The organism is Candidatus Caldatribacterium sp. SIUC1 (assembly GCF_051549785.1).
Classification (GTDB): Bacteria; Atribacterota; Atribacteria; order Atribacterales; family Caldatribacteriaceae; genus Caldatribacterium.
This window is the reverse complement of record NZ_CP189974.1, coordinates 1,861,750-1,876,652: the sequence shown is the minus strand read 5'-3', so window position 1 is coordinate 1,876,652 and position 14,903 is coordinate 1,861,750. Positions and strand designations below refer to the sequence as shown.

The 14,903-nt window shown below is 57.5% G+C and carries 15 protein-coding genes; all 15 read left to right on the top strand.

What is annotated here, in order from left to right:
- Nucleotides 1–4 precede the first annotated feature (4 nt).
- The 15 genes from ACP6EK_RS09785 (at nt 5) to groL (ending at nt 14,898) form a co-directional block, all read left to right on the top strand.
- Entirely contained in the window at nt 5–1,564 is a 1,560-nt protein-coding gene (locus ACP6EK_RS09785; protein WP_438315917.1) for an FGGY-family carbohydrate kinase, read from the top strand.
- An 85-nt stretch (nt 1,565–1,649) separates the two neighbouring features.
- On the top strand, nt 1,650–2,093 hold the full coding sequence (gene rplM, locus ACP6EK_RS09780) for a 50S ribosomal protein L13 (RefSeq protein ID WP_017888981.1): 444 nt from the start codon (nt 1,650–1,652) through the stop codon (nt 2,091–2,093).
- Entirely contained in the window at nt 2,093–2,491 is a 399-nt protein-coding gene (gene rpsI / locus ACP6EK_RS09775) for a 30S ribosomal protein S9 (protein ID WP_438319003.1), read from the top strand. The genes rplM and rpsI overlap by 1 nt, the downstream gene beginning before the upstream one ends.
- Before the next feature lie 57 nt (nt 2,492–2,548).
- Nucleotides 2,549–3,637 (top strand): alanine racemase, encoded by a 1,089-nt coding sequence (locus tag ACP6EK_RS09770; protein ID WP_438315914.1) that lies wholly within the window; start codon nt 2,549–2,551, stop codon nt 3,635–3,637.
- The gene (argF, locus tag ACP6EK_RS09765) at nt 3,634–4,563 is read left to right on the top strand and encodes an ornithine carbamoyltransferase (RefSeq protein WP_438315911.1); all 930 of its coding nucleotides are present in this window, start codon (nt 3,634–3,636) and stop codon (nt 4,561–4,563) included. The genes ACP6EK_RS09770 and argF overlap by 4 nt, the downstream gene beginning before the upstream one ends.
- A 21-nt stretch (nt 4,564–4,584) precedes the next feature.
- Complete coding sequence (cdaA, locus tag ACP6EK_RS09760) at nt 4,585–5,334, top strand: diadenylate cyclase CdaA (RefSeq protein ID WP_438315908.1); 750 nt, start codon at nt 4,585–4,587, stop codon at nt 5,332–5,334.
- Nucleotides 5,335–5,502: 168 nt separating this feature from the next.
- Nucleotides 5,503–7,590: an elongation factor G gene (fusA, locus tag ACP6EK_RS09755; protein WP_438315906.1), complete on the top strand. Its 2,088-nt coding sequence runs from the start codon at nt 5,503–5,505 to the stop codon at nt 7,588–7,590.
- Complete coding sequence (locus ACP6EK_RS09750) at nt 7,587–7,979, top strand: holo-ACP synthase (RefSeq protein WP_438315904.1); 393 nt, start codon at nt 7,587–7,589, stop codon at nt 7,977–7,979. The genes fusA and ACP6EK_RS09750 overlap by 4 nt, the downstream gene beginning before the upstream one ends.
- Nucleotides 7,972–9,585, top strand: coding sequence for an NAD(P)H-hydrate dehydratase (locus ACP6EK_RS09745; protein WP_438315901.1), 1,614 nt, complete (start codon nt 7,972–7,974; stop codon nt 9,583–9,585). Before ACP6EK_RS09750 ends, ACP6EK_RS09745 begins: the two co-directional genes overlap by 8 nt.
- Nucleotides 9,527–10,648, top strand: a complete 1,122-nt coding sequence (alr, locus tag ACP6EK_RS09740; protein ID WP_438315899.1) for an alanine racemase — start codon at nt 9,527–9,529, stop codon at nt 10,646–10,648. The genes ACP6EK_RS09745 and alr overlap by 59 nt, the downstream gene beginning before the upstream one ends.
- Nucleotides 10,648–11,094, top strand: coding sequence for a tRNA (adenosine(37)-N6)-threonylcarbamoyltransferase complex ATPase subunit type 1 TsaE (gene tsaE, locus ACP6EK_RS09735; protein ID WP_438315897.1), 447 nt, complete (start codon nt 10,648–10,650; stop codon nt 11,092–11,094). Before alr ends, tsaE begins: the two co-directional genes overlap by 1 nt.
- Nucleotides 11,091–11,756, top strand: coding sequence for a tRNA (adenosine(37)-N6)-threonylcarbamoyltransferase complex dimerization subunit type 1 TsaB (gene tsaB, locus ACP6EK_RS09730; RefSeq protein WP_438315894.1), 666 nt, complete (start codon nt 11,091–11,093; stop codon nt 11,754–11,756). Before tsaE ends, tsaB begins: the two co-directional genes overlap by 4 nt.
- Nucleotides 11,731–12,252 carry a ribosomal protein S18-alanine N-acetyltransferase gene (rimI, locus tag ACP6EK_RS09725; RefSeq protein WP_438315891.1) on the top strand — a complete coding sequence of 174 codons (522 nt, stop codon included), beginning with the start codon at nt 11,731–11,733 and terminating at the stop codon, nt 12,250–12,252. The genes tsaB and rimI overlap by 26 nt, the downstream gene beginning before the upstream one ends.
- On the top strand, nt 12,221–13,249 hold the full coding sequence (tsaD, locus tag ACP6EK_RS09720) for a tRNA (adenosine(37)-N6)-threonylcarbamoyltransferase complex transferase subunit TsaD (RefSeq protein ID WP_438315888.1): 1,029 nt from the start codon (nt 12,221–12,223) through the stop codon (nt 13,247–13,249). The genes rimI and tsaD overlap by 32 nt, the downstream gene beginning before the upstream one ends.
- A gap of 65 nt (nt 13,250–13,314) precedes the next feature.
- Nucleotides 13,315–14,898: a chaperonin GroEL gene (groL, locus tag ACP6EK_RS09715; protein ID WP_438319001.1), complete on the top strand. Its 1,584-nt coding sequence runs from the start codon at nt 13,315–13,317 to the stop codon at nt 14,896–14,898.
- The last annotated feature ends 5 nt before the right edge of the window (nt 14,899–14,903 follow it).

Below are 14,903 nucleotides of genomic sequence, written 5' to 3'. Positions count from 1 at the left end.
TCAGGTGGCCAACGCGAAACCCCCGTACTTTCTTGGTATTGACGTGGGGACTCAGGGACTCCGGAGTGGGATTTTCGACGCACGGGGAAATGTGGTGGCACTCTCGTTCTACTCCTATCCCAGCTACCATCCCCGTCCAGGGTGGGCCGAGCAGGATCCCATGGACTGGTGGAAGGGGATTCAGGATACAGTGCGACGCTGTCTCTTTGAGGGCGAGGTGCGCCCTGAAGACGTCGCTGCGCTGAGTGTCAGCGCAAGTTCCTGCACGGTGCTGCCGGTGGACCGGTTCGGAAACCCTAAGTACCGGGCTATCATGTGGATGGATGTGCGAGCCTTTGACCAGGCCGAACGCATCAACGCCACGAAGAACCCGCTTCTCCGGTATGCTGGCGGTCATGAGTCGCCGGAATGGATGATCCCCAAGGCTCTGTGGCTCAAGGAGAACCTCCCAGATATCTTCGTTAACGCCGACTACATCGTGGAGGCCCAGAACTGGATTATGTTTAAGCTCACTGACCGCTGGGTCACCTCCCTCAACAACGCCATCTGCAAGTGGAACTACTGTCCCACGGAGGGAGGATGGCCAGTGGCTCTTTTGCGGGATCTCCATTTTGAAGAGCTCCTGCAAAAGTGGCCGAGGGAACTCGTCCCGGTTGGTGAAAAGGTGGGCGAGCTGACCAAGCGGGCCGCCTATGAGCTTGGTCTTGTTCCGGGAACTCCGGTCATCCAGGGCGGCATCGATGCCTATGCGGCGATGGTGGGGCTTGACGTGGTGCATCCCCAGCGTCTGGCCATGGTTGTTGGCCCCTCGACGTGTCACCTGGCCGTCTCAGAACGGCCCATTTTCAGTCCGGGTATCTGGGGTCCCTACTATGGGGCGGTGCTCCCGAACCTCTGGATTCTTGAGGGAGGGCAGAGCTCCACGGGTTCGGTGATCAAGTGGTTTATGGACAACTTTGCTCAAGAGGAGTGTGCCCGGGCCTGCGAGCTGGGTGAGGACCTCTTTGCTCTTCTTGACAGGATGGTTGCTCAGATTCCTCCTGGTTCCGATGGTCTGGTACTCCTTGATTACTTCCAGGGGAACCGCAGTCCTTATCAGGACCCCCTCGCCCGGGGAGCCCTCTGGGGGCTGTCTCTGAGTCACACTAAGGCCCACGTGCTCCGGGCAATCTATGAAGGAACTGCCTACGGGACGTATCACATCCTCAAGACCCTTGCTCAGTCGGGATTCGAGGTTGAGGAAATGTACGCAAGCGGGGCAGGAGCGCGAAGCAGGCTCTGGTTACAGATTCACGCCGATGTCACTAATATCCCCATCTACCTCACAACGGTGGAGGAGGCGAGTACTCTTGGAACCGCTATTTACGCCGCTGTGGGCGTCGGGTTCTACGATAGCATCCCCGAGGCTACCCTGAAAATGGTGCAGATTTCCGGACAGATTTACCCCAACCGGGAAAACCACGAAATTTACCTCTTCTACTACGACCGCTATGTTCGGAGCTATTTCCAGCTCAGGGACCTGATGCATGAGGTTGCCGCCAGAACAGGAGGATTCCCGGGTTGAAAGGAAAATTTCGCCCTTTTCTTGACAACTCCCTTGCACTTCTCTAAAATTCAGTTTGTCTTGACTACGCTGGGGGAGAAGAACGATGCAGGAGAGAACGTACGTTCCGTCACTCAAGAGCATTGAGAAGAAGTGGTACGTTGTGGATGCAGAAGGCCAGACCCTTGGTCGGCTGGCTTCTCGTATTGCCACTGTCTTGATGGGCAAACACAAGAACATCTACGTCCCCTTCTTTGACGTCGGGGACTATGTGATCGTAGTCAACGCCGAGAAAGTCCGGGTAACGGGAAAGAAGCTCGACCAGAAGCTATACCGGCGGCACAGTGGGTACCCGGGAGGGTTGAAGGAGGAGACGCTGAGATCGCTGCTTTCACGGAGACCCGAAGAGGTCATCCGGAGAGCGGTGTGGGGAATGATTCCCCATCATCGCCTGGGTCGCAGAATCATCCGTAAGCTCAAGGTCTACCGTGGTCCTTCTCACCCCCACAGCGCGCAGAATCCGATTCCGCTGCCTATAGGGAGTGAATGATGGTGAGTGTGGCCGTAAAGTACTACGCAACGGGGAGAAGAAAGACTTCAGTGGCCAAGGTCTGGCTGACCCTGGGGGAGGGGAGAATCACCGTAAACGGGCGAAGCCTTGAAGAATACTTCCCCCGGCTGGCCTGGCAGGTCCTTGTGCGAAAGCCGCTCGTGCTGACGGGAACGGAGGCCCGCTTCAACGTTGAAGCCCGGGTTTCGGGGGGAGGTTTGAGCGGCCAGGCTGGAGCCCTGGCGCACGGCGTTGCCCGAGCTCTGCTCCTTGTGGACGAGAACCTGCGGAGTATCCTCAAGAAGGCGGGGCTTCTGACCAGAGACCCCAGAATGAAAGAGCGCAAGAAGTACGGTCAACGGGCAGCTCGTGCTCGCTTCCAGTTCTCCAAACGGTGATGCGACGGGGGGGTACCTTTCAGGTACCCCCAGTTCGTTTTTTGAGGTGGCCTCGTTTTGTATCCTCGTCTGGAAATTGACCTTGATGTTCTGAGAGAGAATGCCTGTATTCTTCGAGAAAGGTGTTCCCTCTGGAACGTCCACCCTGTCATCGTGACCAAGGGGTTTCTGGCCGATCCCGTTCTTGCCCGGATGCTTTGGGATCTCGGCTTTTCGAGTTTTGCTGACTCTAACCTCCCAAACCTCCTGCGTCTTCGCCGTCTCTTCGGATCCCACGCGGAACTCTTCCTCATTCGTCTTCCCATGTCCTGGGAGCTTGAAATCCTCAGCGAACAAGGCATTTCTCCCTTTGTCTCTCACGTTGAGGTCTTGGAAAACCTCGAGGCCGTAGCCCGAAGAACAAGGAGGCCTTCCTCGGTGGTCCTCGCGGTGGAAGGAGGGGATGGGCGGGAAGGGTTTCTCTTTGAGGAACTCCCCCAGACTCTCGAGGTGCTGCGGCGTCTTTTCTGGGTTTCCCTGCGGGGCATTGCCACGACCCTTGCCTGTTTGAGCGGCGTCCTCCCCGACCGGGAGGTGGTCGAAAGGCTCCTGAGGGTGAAGGGGTTTTTTGCAGAGGAACTCCAGAAGGAGGTTGTTCTCTCCGTAGGAGGGACAACCTTTCTCTCCCTCTGGGAGGAGGGAAGACCTCTTGAAGGAGTGGATGAGGTGCGTTTTGGAGAAGCCCTGCTTTTTGGCAGCGACATCAGCAGGAAAAGGGACATTCCCTGGCTGAAGCAGGGGGCTTTTGCGATCCTGGCCGAGGTTGTGGAGGTGCGTGCCAAGGAACCCCTTCAGGGGAAGGCCCTGGGGTATGACGCTTTCGGCAGGCAGTGTGTTCTGCGGTCTTCTGGTCCCCGCAGGAGGATTCTCGTTGCACTGGGGAAGCAGGACGTTGATGAGGATCAGTTATATTTCGACGACGAACATGTTACAATAGTGGGGGCTACAAGCAATTACCTTGTGCTTGATGTCGAAGAGAGTCAGCGACCGTACCGGGTCGGCGATGTGGTATCGTTTCGTGCCGGGTATGGAGCCGTTTTGCGGGCTTTTCTCTCTCCGTACGTGGAAAAGGTTTACCGGGAGAAAATGGGAGAGGGGAGAACATGACGCAGGCATTCCGGGGACGTCACTTTCTGGATCTCGCGGATTTCTCGCGGGAGGAGATTCTTTATCTCCTTGAGGTTGCTTTGGACCTGAAGAAGCGGTGGACGCTGGGTGAGAGATTCAGTGTCCTTGGAGGGAAAATCGTTGCCCTGCTTTTTGAAAAGCCTTCCCTCCGTACCCGGGTATCCTTTGAGGTGGCGGTGCGGCAGCTCGGTGGAGAATGCTTTTACCTCGGTCCCCAGGAAGTGGGTCTTGGTAAGCGCGAAGCCGTGAAGGATGTTGCGCTGGTTCTCGGGAGGATGGTGGACGGCATTGTGGTCCGCACCTTTGCTCACGAGACGGTCCTTGAGATGGCCCGATACGCCGGGGTTCCGGTGATCAACGGTCTCTCCGACCTCCACCATCCCTGCCAGGTGCTGGGGGACCTGCTCACGGTGCAGGAGAAGAAGGGAACGCTCAACGTCAAGATTGTTTTTGTGGGCGACGGGAATAACGTCTGCCACTCGTGGATTGTTGCTGCTGCGCGTCTTGGTCTTTCCCTAACTGTGTGCACTCCTGAGCGGTACCGGCCTTCCTGGGAAATCTGGAACTGGGCTCAGAGAGAGGCACAGAAGAGCAGAGCAGAGATTGTCTACGAGGTTGACCCGAGAAAGGCTGTTCTGGGGGCAGATGTGGTATACACCGACGTGTGGGCCAGCATGGGGAAAGAGCAAGAGCTTGAGGAACGGTTGTCCTTCTTCTGGCCCTACCAGGTGAACAATGAGTTGCTCGCCCTTGCTTCCCCCGAGGCCATCGTCATGCACTGCATGCCTGCGCACCGGGGACAGGAGATCACCGATGAGGTCATTGATGGAGCACATTCTGTAGTGATTGACGAGGCGGAGAACAGGCTCCATGCCCAGAAGGCCATTTTGAGCCTCCTGCTTTGAGGCCCGGAGGGAAACAGTCTCTTGCTCCCAGGCTTTCTGAAGTACGTGGTGGAAATAGGGGTGCTCTACTATTTTTCGTATCAGTTCCTCAGGTGGGTGAAAGGAACCCCGCTTTTTCTGCCCGTCCGTTCTCTCATGGTTCTTTTCATCGCCGCGGGGGTCTCGAATCTTCTCACCCTGGGGGAGCTCCGCCTTTTCTGGCGCTTGTGTCTTTTCGTCTACGTGGGAACAATGTTGCTCATTCTCCAGCCGGAGTTGCGCAGGAATTACATGAACCGCCTGTACCACCATGTCCTGCTTGAACGGAACACCAATGAGGAGGGTCGTGCGAAGTTCATTGAGGACCTTGCCCTGGCGTGTCAGACGCTCTCGCGGAAGAAGATCGGTGCGCTGGTTGTCCTTGAGAGGACGAACAGCCTCCGGGACTTCATCCAGACCGGTGTCCTGGTGGACGCTTTTTTTTCGCCGGAGTTGCTCTTCTCTATTTTCCTTCCCGACTCTCCCCTGCATGACGGAGCAGTGGTCGTTCGGGAGAACAAGATTGTCGCTGCCGGGTGCATCCTTCCCCTGGCTGAACAGGTGGAAGCGCGACGAAAAATCGGCACCCGTCATCGGGCTGGCCTCGGGGTGACCGAGCAGACGGACGCCCTGGCCATTGTGATTTCTGAGGAGACGGGGAAGATCTCCCTTGCGGTGCACGGGAGGATGGCGTGGGATATCGAGGCAGGAACGCTCAAGAGAATGCTCAAAATCCTATATCGAAGACTGTGAGGCTTCTCCGGGAACTGCTTGAAAGGCTTTTCTGGCACGACTGGAAGACCAAGCTTTTCGCCCTGCTTTTTGCTCTGAGCCTTTTTTTCTTTTTGCTGAGTGAAGGCATCGTATGATATATTCTCAAAGAAGAGCGCAGGCCATGATGCAAGAAGGGAGGAGTTGCGTTTGAAGGATTTCAAAAGTGGGGACATCCGGAACATTGGATTCTTCTCCCATGCGGGAGCGGGAAAAACCACGTTTTCCGAGGCCTTGCTTTTCAACGCAGGGGTGATGACACGGCGGGGCAGAGTTGAGGAAGGCAACACGGTCTCTGACTGGCAACCCGAGGAGATTCGACGCGGACTGTCCATCGACCTTTCGATCCTGCCCTTTGAGTGGAAGGGTTGCAAGGTCAATCTCATAGATACCCCGGGGTACATGGATTTTCTGGGGAACGTCATCGGGGCGCTTCGGGCAGTGGACAGCGGGGTGATTTTCCTCTGCGCGGTGTCCGGCGTTGAGGTTGGTACCGAGAAGGCATGGGACTACCTGAAGCGGGAGAACCTCCCGGTGTTCTTCCTGGTGAACCGTATGGACCGGGAGGGTGCCAATTTCTACGGTGTTCTGGAGAACATCCGCAAGAAGTTCACCCCCAAGGCGACCCCGGTTTTCCTCCCCATCGGCAAGGAGAGCGCTTTCCGGGGCCTTGTAGACCTTCTGACCATGAAGGCCTTGTACTTCGAGGGTGACGGGAAGACGGTTCGGGAGGGGGAAATACCTGGAGAGCTTGAAGACGAGGCCAGAACGTGGCGGGAGGAGCTTCTGGAAAACGTTGCGGAGACCGATGACGAACTCCTCAATCTCTACCTTGACGGTCAGGGGATTCCACCGGAAAAGCTCCGGGAAGCCCTCAAAAAGGCCACACTTGAGCGAAAGATTTTCCCGGTTCTCTGTGGTTCGGGCCTGGAGAATAAGGGAGTCACTGCTTTAGCGGACTTTCTCGTGGAATTTGCCCCAAGCCCTCTTGACCGCCCGCCGGTAAAGGGGAAGAACCCCAGAACCCAGGAAGAGGAAGAACGACCCTGTCGTGAGGACGCTCCTTTCTCGGCCTTTGTCTTTAAGGTTCTGAGCGACCCGTACGTGGGGAAGATTGCCTTTTTCCGGGTCTATTCGGGGAAACTCTCGGCAGATGCCCGGCTGTACAATGCCTCCCGGGATGTGGAAGAAAAGGTGGGGCAGCTCCTCCTCATTCGGGGAAAGTCGCAGGAACCTCTGAAGGAGGTCAGAGCGGGAGACATCGCGGCTGTGGCCAAGGTGACCGAAGTTTTCACTGGCGATACCCTCTCGGATCGGGAACACCCCATTGTTTTTCCACCCCTTGAGTACCCTGAGCCGAACTACATGGCGGCTATACGGCCTGTGGGGAAAGCAGACGAGGAGAAAATCAGCCAGGCTCTGAGCCGCATGCTCGAAGAGGACCCTACACTCAGGGTGCAGCGAGAACCAGATACCAAAGAGGATATCGTTTACGGATTCGGGGACATTCACCTTGATGTTCTAGCAGAAAAGATGAAGCGCAAGTTCGGTGTAGAGGTCGCCCTCTCGGTTCCCCGGGTTCCTTACAAGGAGACCATCAAGAAGACGGCCCGTGCCGAGGGAAAGTACAAACGCCAGTCGGGAGGTCGGGGGCAGTATGGCCATGCCTGGCTTGAACTTGAGCCGCTTCCCCGGGGACAGGGGTTCGAATTCGTTGACAAAATCGTGGGTGGTGTGATCCCGAAGAACTACATTCCTGCAGTGGAAAAGGGTGTGCAGGAAGCCATGCAGGAAGGAGTCCTTGCGGGGTACCCAGTGGTGGACGTGCGGGTAACCGTCTACGATGGGTCGTATCATCCGGTGGACTCCTCAGACATGGCCTTCAAGATCGCTGGTTCCATGGCGTTCCGGAAGGGAGCCCAGGAGGCCAATCCGGTGCTCCTTGAGCCCATCATGAGTGTTGAGGTGACGGTGCCCGAGGAGAACATGGGGGATGTTATCGGGGACCTCAACGCTCGCCGGGGGAAGATTCTGGGCATGGAACCTGAGGATGGCTACCAGAAAATTAAGGCTTTGGTCCCGCTTGCTGAGCTTTTCCGGTATTCCGTTGACCTCCGTTCCATCACCCAGGGACGGGGTTCGTTCATCATGAGGTTCTCCCACTACGAGGAGGTTCCACCTCAGATAGCGGAGGCCATTATTGAGAAGGCACGGAAAGAGAGAGAAGCCGCTTCGTGAGCGACGGTGGGGCTTTCGTAGGCGTTGACGTGGTGGAGATTGCACGGATTGCCCGGGTTCTCTCCCTCTTTGGTGAACGGTTCCTCCAGCGCCTCTTTTCCCCAGAGGAACTCGCCTACTACCGGGGGAAGGGGATGAGGAGGTGGCAGGAAGGGGTCGCGGCACTCTTTGCCAGCAAGGAGGCGGTGAAGAAGCTCTTCCTGCAGCGGGGATATTCTCTGGGCTTCCGGGATATCACGATTCTCCACACGTCCACGGGAGAGCCACGAGTTTTTGTGGCGCAGGGTGGCGAGGTGTTCCGGAGAATCAGTCTTTCTTTCTCGCACTCGCGGGATGTGGTCGTCGCGGTGGCGGTGGGAATCGTCGGGGGAGGGAAAGGCAGTGATTGAGCTTGTCACAGCGAAGACCATGCAGGAGCGGGAGAAAAGCGCCTGTGAACGCTTTGGCCTGAGGACCCTTTTGCTTATGGAAAATGCCGGAAGGGCGGTGGCGTCTGAGGCGCTCTCTATCCTGCGGGAAAGACCATCGCTGCGACGGGTAGCCATCGTGTGCGGGACAGGGAACAACGGAGGCGATGGGATGGTGGTGGCCCGCCACCTTTTCGTGGCGCATCCCGAGAATCCCCCCAGGGTGTACCTTGTGGGTTCTCCGGAGAACCTCAGAGGAGACGCCCAGTACAATTACGCCGTCCTTAAAGAACTCGACCTTCCTGTGCAGGTGGTTTCCTCTTCTGGCGATGTTCGGCTTGAGGAGGACACCCTGATTGTCGATGCCCTCTTTGGGACGGGTCTTGCCCGGGAAGTCGAGGGAATACACCGGGAGGTGATTCGGTGTATCAATGCGGTGACGAGGAAGTTCGTCGTGGCTGTTGACGTCCCTTCCGGGGTAGACGCCAGCGACGGGCGGGTTCTCGGCGAGGCGGTACGGGCGGATCTCACGGTGACCTTTGGTTTTCTCAAGAGGGGCCTTGTCCTGTATCCGGGAAGAGCGTATGCGGGAAGAATCAGAGTGTACCCCATCGGTATACCCCTGTCCTTTGGGGGGAACGAAAAGGCCGATGGGTACCTGGTGCTTCCTTCGGATGTCCGTGTCCTTCTTCCCCGGCGGTCGTGGTCAACCCACAAGATTTCTGCCGGTGTGGTAGGGGTTGTTGCCGGGTCTTCGGCCATGCTCGGTGCGGGGATGCTGGTTGCTCAGGGAGCCTATCGGAGTGGTGCAGGCATGGTGGTGTGGCCTTTGCCTGCAGAGCTTTCTCTGGCGGTGCGAACCAGCCTCCCTGAGGTTGTGGGGGTGACTCTTGCGTCTTCGGCACGTCCTGACTGGAGCTATGGGGAACACGACGTTGAGGCGGTGCTCCAGGGATTTGAGGCCCGGAAGGTTTCAGGTGTTGTGGTCGGGCCGGGTCTTGGGGTGAGTGAAGGGGTGCGGCGTTTCTTAGAGCAGTTCCTTGAACACACTTCGGCAAAGGGTGTGCTCGATGCCGATGCGCTGAACGTTATCGCCGAACATCGCAAGCGGTGGGAGGGGAAACTCGTCGAGTGGGTTGTGACGCCTCACGTGGGCGAGGCGGCTCGCCTTCTGGCCAGGCCCGTACAGGAGGTCAGCGAGTGGAAGGTGCAGGCTGCCCTGGATATCGCTGCTTTTTTCGGATGCGTCGTGGTCCTTAAGGGGCCGGGGACTCTCGTGGTAAGCCCCAGGGGGGAGATCTTCGTGAACCCCACAGGGAACGAGCTTCTGGCTACAGCAGGAAGCGGAGACGTTCTGGCAGGACTCATCGGTGGGTTGATGGCACAGGGTCTTGATGCAATAAGCGGTGCGCTCTGTGGGGTGTTTCTCCACGGGCTTTCGGGAGACATCCTGCGCAGGGAAGGGAGAACCTCCATTGTCGCCCATGAGATTGCCGAACGCCTTGATGCGGCACGAAAGGTGGTAGAAGATGGAACATGGGAGCTTTCATTTCTGGATGGAGATTTCTCGGGAACATCTTGCCCATAACCTCCTGGTGCTCAGACAGCTGGCCTCTCCCCGGGGAGACATCATGGGGGTGGTGAAATCCCAGGTCTACGGCCATGGGGTGGCTACTGCTACCCTGCTTTCCTCGCTGGGCCTTCGGAAATTCGGCGTGGCTTCTTTAGAGGAAGCCCTCGATCTCAAAAGGTCCGGTGTTGAGGGTGATATCTACATCCTCGGGGGGTTTTTCCCCTGGGAGGCTGAGGTCATCGTTGCTGAGGGGTTCGTTCCCGTTGTCTCGCAGAAAGAGGAGCTCGAGAGCCTGGTCAAGGCTGCAGGGCGGCAGGGAAAGACTGCCCGCTTTCACTTGAAAGTAGACACCGGGATGGGGAGGTTGGGGTGCCTTCCCTGCAACTTTACCCGTGATTTCCTTGAGAGAATGTTCCTTTCGCCTGCCGTTACTCTGTGCGGTGTGATGACGCATTTCTCAAGCGCCGAGAAAGATCCGGAGTACACAGAGTGGCAATTTCAGAAATTTCTGGCTTTCCTGAAGCGCTGGGGGTTCTGGGGGAAATCCCTGGAGTACCACTGCGCGAATAGCGCGGCCTTTCTCGCATTCCCCCACATGCGGCTTGCGCTGAACCGGATCGGTATTGCTCTTTTCGGGGTATCCCCAAACGGGGAACCAGAACTCGCAAAATCGCTTGGTCTGAAGCCCGTCACCAGTGTCCGGGCCCGGGTGAAGCTCGTCAAGGTTCTCCCCCCTGGTTTCCGGGTGGGTTATGGGGGGACGTTCGTGACCTCGCGGGTGTCGAAAGTGGCGGTTGTCGCCCTGGGGTACGCCCAGGGGCTCTTCCGGGTCCTTTCCAACAATCTCGAGGTTCTGGTTCGCGGGAAAAGAGCCCCGGTCATCGGGACGATCTCCATGGACCAGGTGATGGTCGATGTGACCCACATTGAGGGAGTGGAGAAGGGGGATGTGGTCACCTTTATCGGGAGGGATGGTGAGGAGGAGATACGGGTTGAAGAGATTGCGCGCCGGGGAAAGACAATTCCCCATGAGGTCCTCTGCAGCTTCGGAAGGATACGTCATCGCGTGTTCGTCTGATGAGGGAAGTGGCGTTCTGGTGGACCGAAAGCCCTGAGGAGACGAAAAGGCGGGGGAGAGAATTCGTCCTTGAGTTCTGCAGGCCCCCTGTCCTTGTTCTCCTTTCCGGAGAACTTGGAGCGGGGAAGACGGTTTTCGTCAAGGGTATGGCCCAGGCTCTGGAGATACCGGAAAATGAGGTGCGCAGTCCAACGTTTTCCCTGGTTCACGAGTATTCCGGGAAGCCCTGTCCTCTGTACCACATGGATTGCTACCGCCTGAGCAAGTGGGAAGAGGTCGTGGATCTTGGTTTTTCCGAATACCTGGAGGGAGGGGGCATCGTGGTGGTGGAGTGGGGAGAGAAGTTCCTTCACTTTTTCCCTCCTCCGTTTTTCTGGGTGCAGATTGGCATTGTCGACGAGTGTGTACGGCATATCCGGGTTACCCATTCGGGTGGTGGGGGATGATTCTTGCCCTTGACAGCAGCACTCCCTGGCTTGGGGTGGCCGCCGTGGAGGGGGAAAAGGTCCTTTTCCAGGTGGTCCACTATACGAGGATGGAGCATTCCCTCCTGCTTTTAGAGTACCTCAGGGTGATACAGGACCGCTTCTTACTGAGGGAGCGCCTGGAGTGCATTCTCGTCGGTCTTGGTCCTGGGTCGTTCACTGGAGTTAAGGTTGGCAACATGGTTGCGAAGGGCCTAGCCTATGCTTTCCAGGTACCTCTTCTGGGGTTCTCGGTTCTTGAGCTTCTGGCGAGTCAGGCCCGGAGGCTCCACGTGGCTTCGTCCTTCGAGATTATTGTTCCGGTGATTTTCCACCGGAAAGGAGAGATTTTCTGGTCTGAATTCCCCTTTCCCTCGACCCGCCTTGCCGCTCCACCCCGAGTAGGTTCTCCGGAGGAATTCGTTGCTCGGTACGCGGAGAGGACGGGCGTTCTGGTTGTGACTCCCTGGGAAGACCTCTCCGAGGAGTTTGGGAAAGCTGGTCTTTCGTGTCTCCACCCCGATCTTGCAGTTCCCAACCCCCTTGAGCTTGTGGCGCTGTCCCGGGAGCGTGGGGAGAGGGGGAGTTTTGAGAACGTCTTTACCATATTGCCCCTCTATGGATCCAGGGTTTTCGGACGATAAGGTTCTCGTTGACAACGGTGATTTTCGGATTGTGGAAATGCGGACGCACCACCTGCCCTATGTGGTGGCAATTGAGCGGCGGTCCTTCTCTCAACCTTGGTCGTATTCGCTCTTCCTCACCGAGCTTTCGAACAAAGTCGCCTCGTATTTCGTAGCGCTTTTTGAGGGCAGGGTCATCGGGTACATCGGCCTCTGGATTCTGTGGGAAGAGGGGCACGTTACAACCTTTGCCATCCACCCCCGGTACCGGGGGAGAGGTTTTGGGAAAAGACTCTTTCGATACGCCCTTGAGTACGCCCAGGCCTGTGGGTGTCGTTACGTGCTTCTGGAAGTCCGGGTGAGCAATACCAGGGCCCAGAATCTCTACCGGAAGTTTGGCTTCCGGGTGGTGGGAGTACGGTCGAGGTACTATGCCGATGGAGAGGACGCGCTCATCATGCGGAAGGATTTTGAGGGGGAAAGGGATGAGCGAAGGACTTCTGGTTCTGGGGATTGAAACGAGCTGCGACGATAGCTGTGTGGCGGTGGTCGATGGGCATTTCAGAATCCGTTCCAATGTGGTTTCGAGTCAGGTCGAGGTTCACCGGGCGTTTGGGGGTATCGTTCCCGAGGTGGCCTCAAGGCGTCATCTTGAGGTACTTCCCGCAATCCTCCACACTGCTCTCAAAGAAGCCGGGGTCACCCTCCGTGATATCGGTCTTGTGGCCGTGACCCAGGGACCGGGGCTTTTAGGGTCGCTCCTTATGGGGATGTGCCTGGCGAAAGCTCTGGCTTTTGCTCTTGAGAAGCCCCTTGTGGCGGTCAATCACCTGGAAGGGCATCTTTTTGCCGTACGCCTCGATAACCCCTCTGCAAATCCTCCCTTTGTGGCACTCATCGTTTCCGGAGGGCATACCGAGCTTTTTGCCGTTCGGGACTGGGGGAACTACGTTTTGCTCGGGAGGACAAGGGACGATGCCGCCGGTGAGGCGTACGACAAGGTAGCTCGGCTTCTTGGCCTCGGGTACCCGGGGGGTCCGGTGATCGACCGCCTGAGCAGAGAAGGAGATGGGAAACGCTTTTTCTTCCGGAGCGGGCTTGAGGATGAGGATACCCTGGATTTCAGCTTTAGCGGTCTAAAGACCGCTGTGGCGAGGTTTTTCTCGCAGCTCTCTCCCGAGGAAAAACGCGACGAGCGTCTCCTTCGGGACCTTGCGGCCTCTTTCCAGGAGAGTGTGGTTCGCAGTCTGGTCAAAAAGGCTTTCCTGGCGGTGGAGCGTACGGCATGTCCAGCGCTCGTTGTGGGGGGAGGAGTGGCGGCGAACCGTCGCCTCCGAGAGGTCATGGAAGAAGAGGGAAAGAAACGGGGGATTCGGGTGTTTTTCCCATCCCGGGCGCTGTGCACGGATAACGCGGCGATGATTGCCGCCTGTGGTCTTTTCCATTTCCTCCGGGGAAGGCGGGATTCTCTGGCGATTGACCCCCTTCCCCAGCTCTCCCTGGGGTCTGGTTGAATTCTCGAGATACTCTGCGGTATTATTCTGGCATGCGTTTTGACGAGGACGAAGAGGTGAACATTGTGGCGAAGACTTTGCTTTTTGGTAACGAAGCCCGTCAGGCCCTCCGGGAGGGGATTGAAGCGCTCTCCGGGGTGGTGCGACGCACCCTGGGACCACGGGGGAGGAATGTGCTCCTTGAGAAGGACTGGGGTCTTCCTCTCGTCACAAACGACGGGGTCACTGTGGCTCGGGATATCGAGGTCCATGACGCTTTTCAGAACGTGGGCGTCAGGATTCTCAGGGAGGTTGCGGTAAGGACGAACGACGTCGTGGGGGATGGGACCACAACGGCTGTTGTTCTGGCTCAGAGAATGGTGGAAGAGGGGATGAAGGCCCTCCTTTCCCTTCACAGCCCGGTGTTTCTCAGAAGCGGAATGGAGAAAGCCGTAGACGCGGTGTTGCGGAAACTTCGGGAACGGAGCGTTCCGGTTGTGGAGAAAAGGCACGTGGCCCAAGTGGCCTCTGTGGCTTCAAAAGACGAGTTCCTGGGAGAGCTTGTGGCCGAGGCGCTGGAACGGGTAGGGAGAGACGGTGTGGTAACCATCGAGGATTCTCAAGGTGTTGAGACCACCCTTGAAGTGGTCGAGGGTCTGCAGTTTGACCGGGGTTTTGTTTCCCCATACTTTGTGACGGATCTCGAGAAGGGGGAAGTCCTCCTTGAGCGTCCCCTCATCCTCATCTCCGATTACAAGATTCGCAACGCCGCAACGCTTCTCCCACTCCTTGAGCGGGTTTTCCAGACAGGTCGTCCTCTGCTCTGCATTGTGGGGGAGATTGACGGCGAGGCCTTGGCCCTCCTTGTGGTCAACAAGCTCCGGGGAGTGCTGCAGGTTGCAGCGGTCAAGGCGCCTGCTTTTGGAGAACGGCAAAAAGAAATTCTGGGGGATATTGCGGTGCTCACCGGGGGACAGGTCATTCTCCAGGACCTGGGGATGAAACTCGAGAAAGTTCCGCTCGAGCTCCTCGGTCAGGCAGAGAAGGTTCGGGTTACCCGGGATACCACGGTGATTGTCGGGGGAAAGGGGAGAAAGCGGGATATTGAGGAACGAGTCCGGCAGATTCGTGCCCAGATTGAGAGATCCACCTCGGATTACGACCGGGAAAAGCTCGAGGAACGTCTGGGGCGGCTCACCCGCGGGGTTGCTGTCATCCGGGTTGGAGCACCAACTGAGGTCGAACTCAAGGAAAAACGCCTTCGCGTTGAGGATGCTCTGGCCGCTGCCAGGGCTGCCCTTGAGGAGGGCATTGTCCCCGGGGGTGGTGCGGCCCTGCTCCATCTTGCTCAGGAGCTCGATGTAGAGGCCATTCCTGAGAGGGAACGCACAGGAGCGGAGATTGTGCGGAAAGCCCTGGAGGAACCTGCAAGACAGATTGCCGAAAACGCTGGATATCAGGGGCCCCTCATAGTGGGGAAGATGAGGGCGGAACCCTGGAATATGGGGTTTGACGTGGTCCGGGGCGATTTCGCCGACATGTTCGCGGCAGGCATTGTGGACCCCGCCAAAGTGGTCCGGGTAGCTCTGCAGAACGCATTGAGCGTGGCCTCTCTTGTGTTGACCACTGAGGTTATTATTGCTGAAGAGACGGAGATAGAGAAAAGGTGAGGCCT

Coding starts and splice junctions, on each gene's coding strand:
- rplM (WP_017888981.1), top strand. CDS start 1,650: ATGCAGGAGAGAACGTACGTTCCGTCACTCAAGAGCATTGAGAAGAAG.
- rpsI (WP_438319003.1), top strand. CDS start 2,093: ATGGTGAGTGTGGCCGTAAAGTACTACGCAACGGGGAGAAGAAAGACT.
- argF (WP_438315911.1), top strand. CDS start 3,634: ATGACGCAGGCATTCCGGGGACGTCACTTTCTGGATCTCGCGGATTTC.
- alr (WP_438315899.1), top strand. CDS start 9,527: ATGGAACATGGGAGCTTTCATTTCTGGATGGAGATTTCTCGGGAACAT.
- tsaE (WP_438315897.1), top strand. CDS start 10,648: ATGAGGGAAGTGGCGTTCTGGTGGACCGAAAGCCCTGAGGAGACGAAA.
- tsaB (WP_438315894.1), top strand. CDS start 11,091: ATGATTCTTGCCCTTGACAGCAGCACTCCCTGGCTTGGGGTGGCCGCC.
- rimI (WP_438315891.1), top strand. CDS start 11,731: ATGGATCCAGGGTTTTCGGACGATAAGGTTCTCGTTGACAACGGTGAT.
- tsaD (WP_438315888.1), top strand. CDS start 12,221: ATGAGCGAAGGACTTCTGGTTCTGGGGATTGAAACGAGCTGCGACGAT.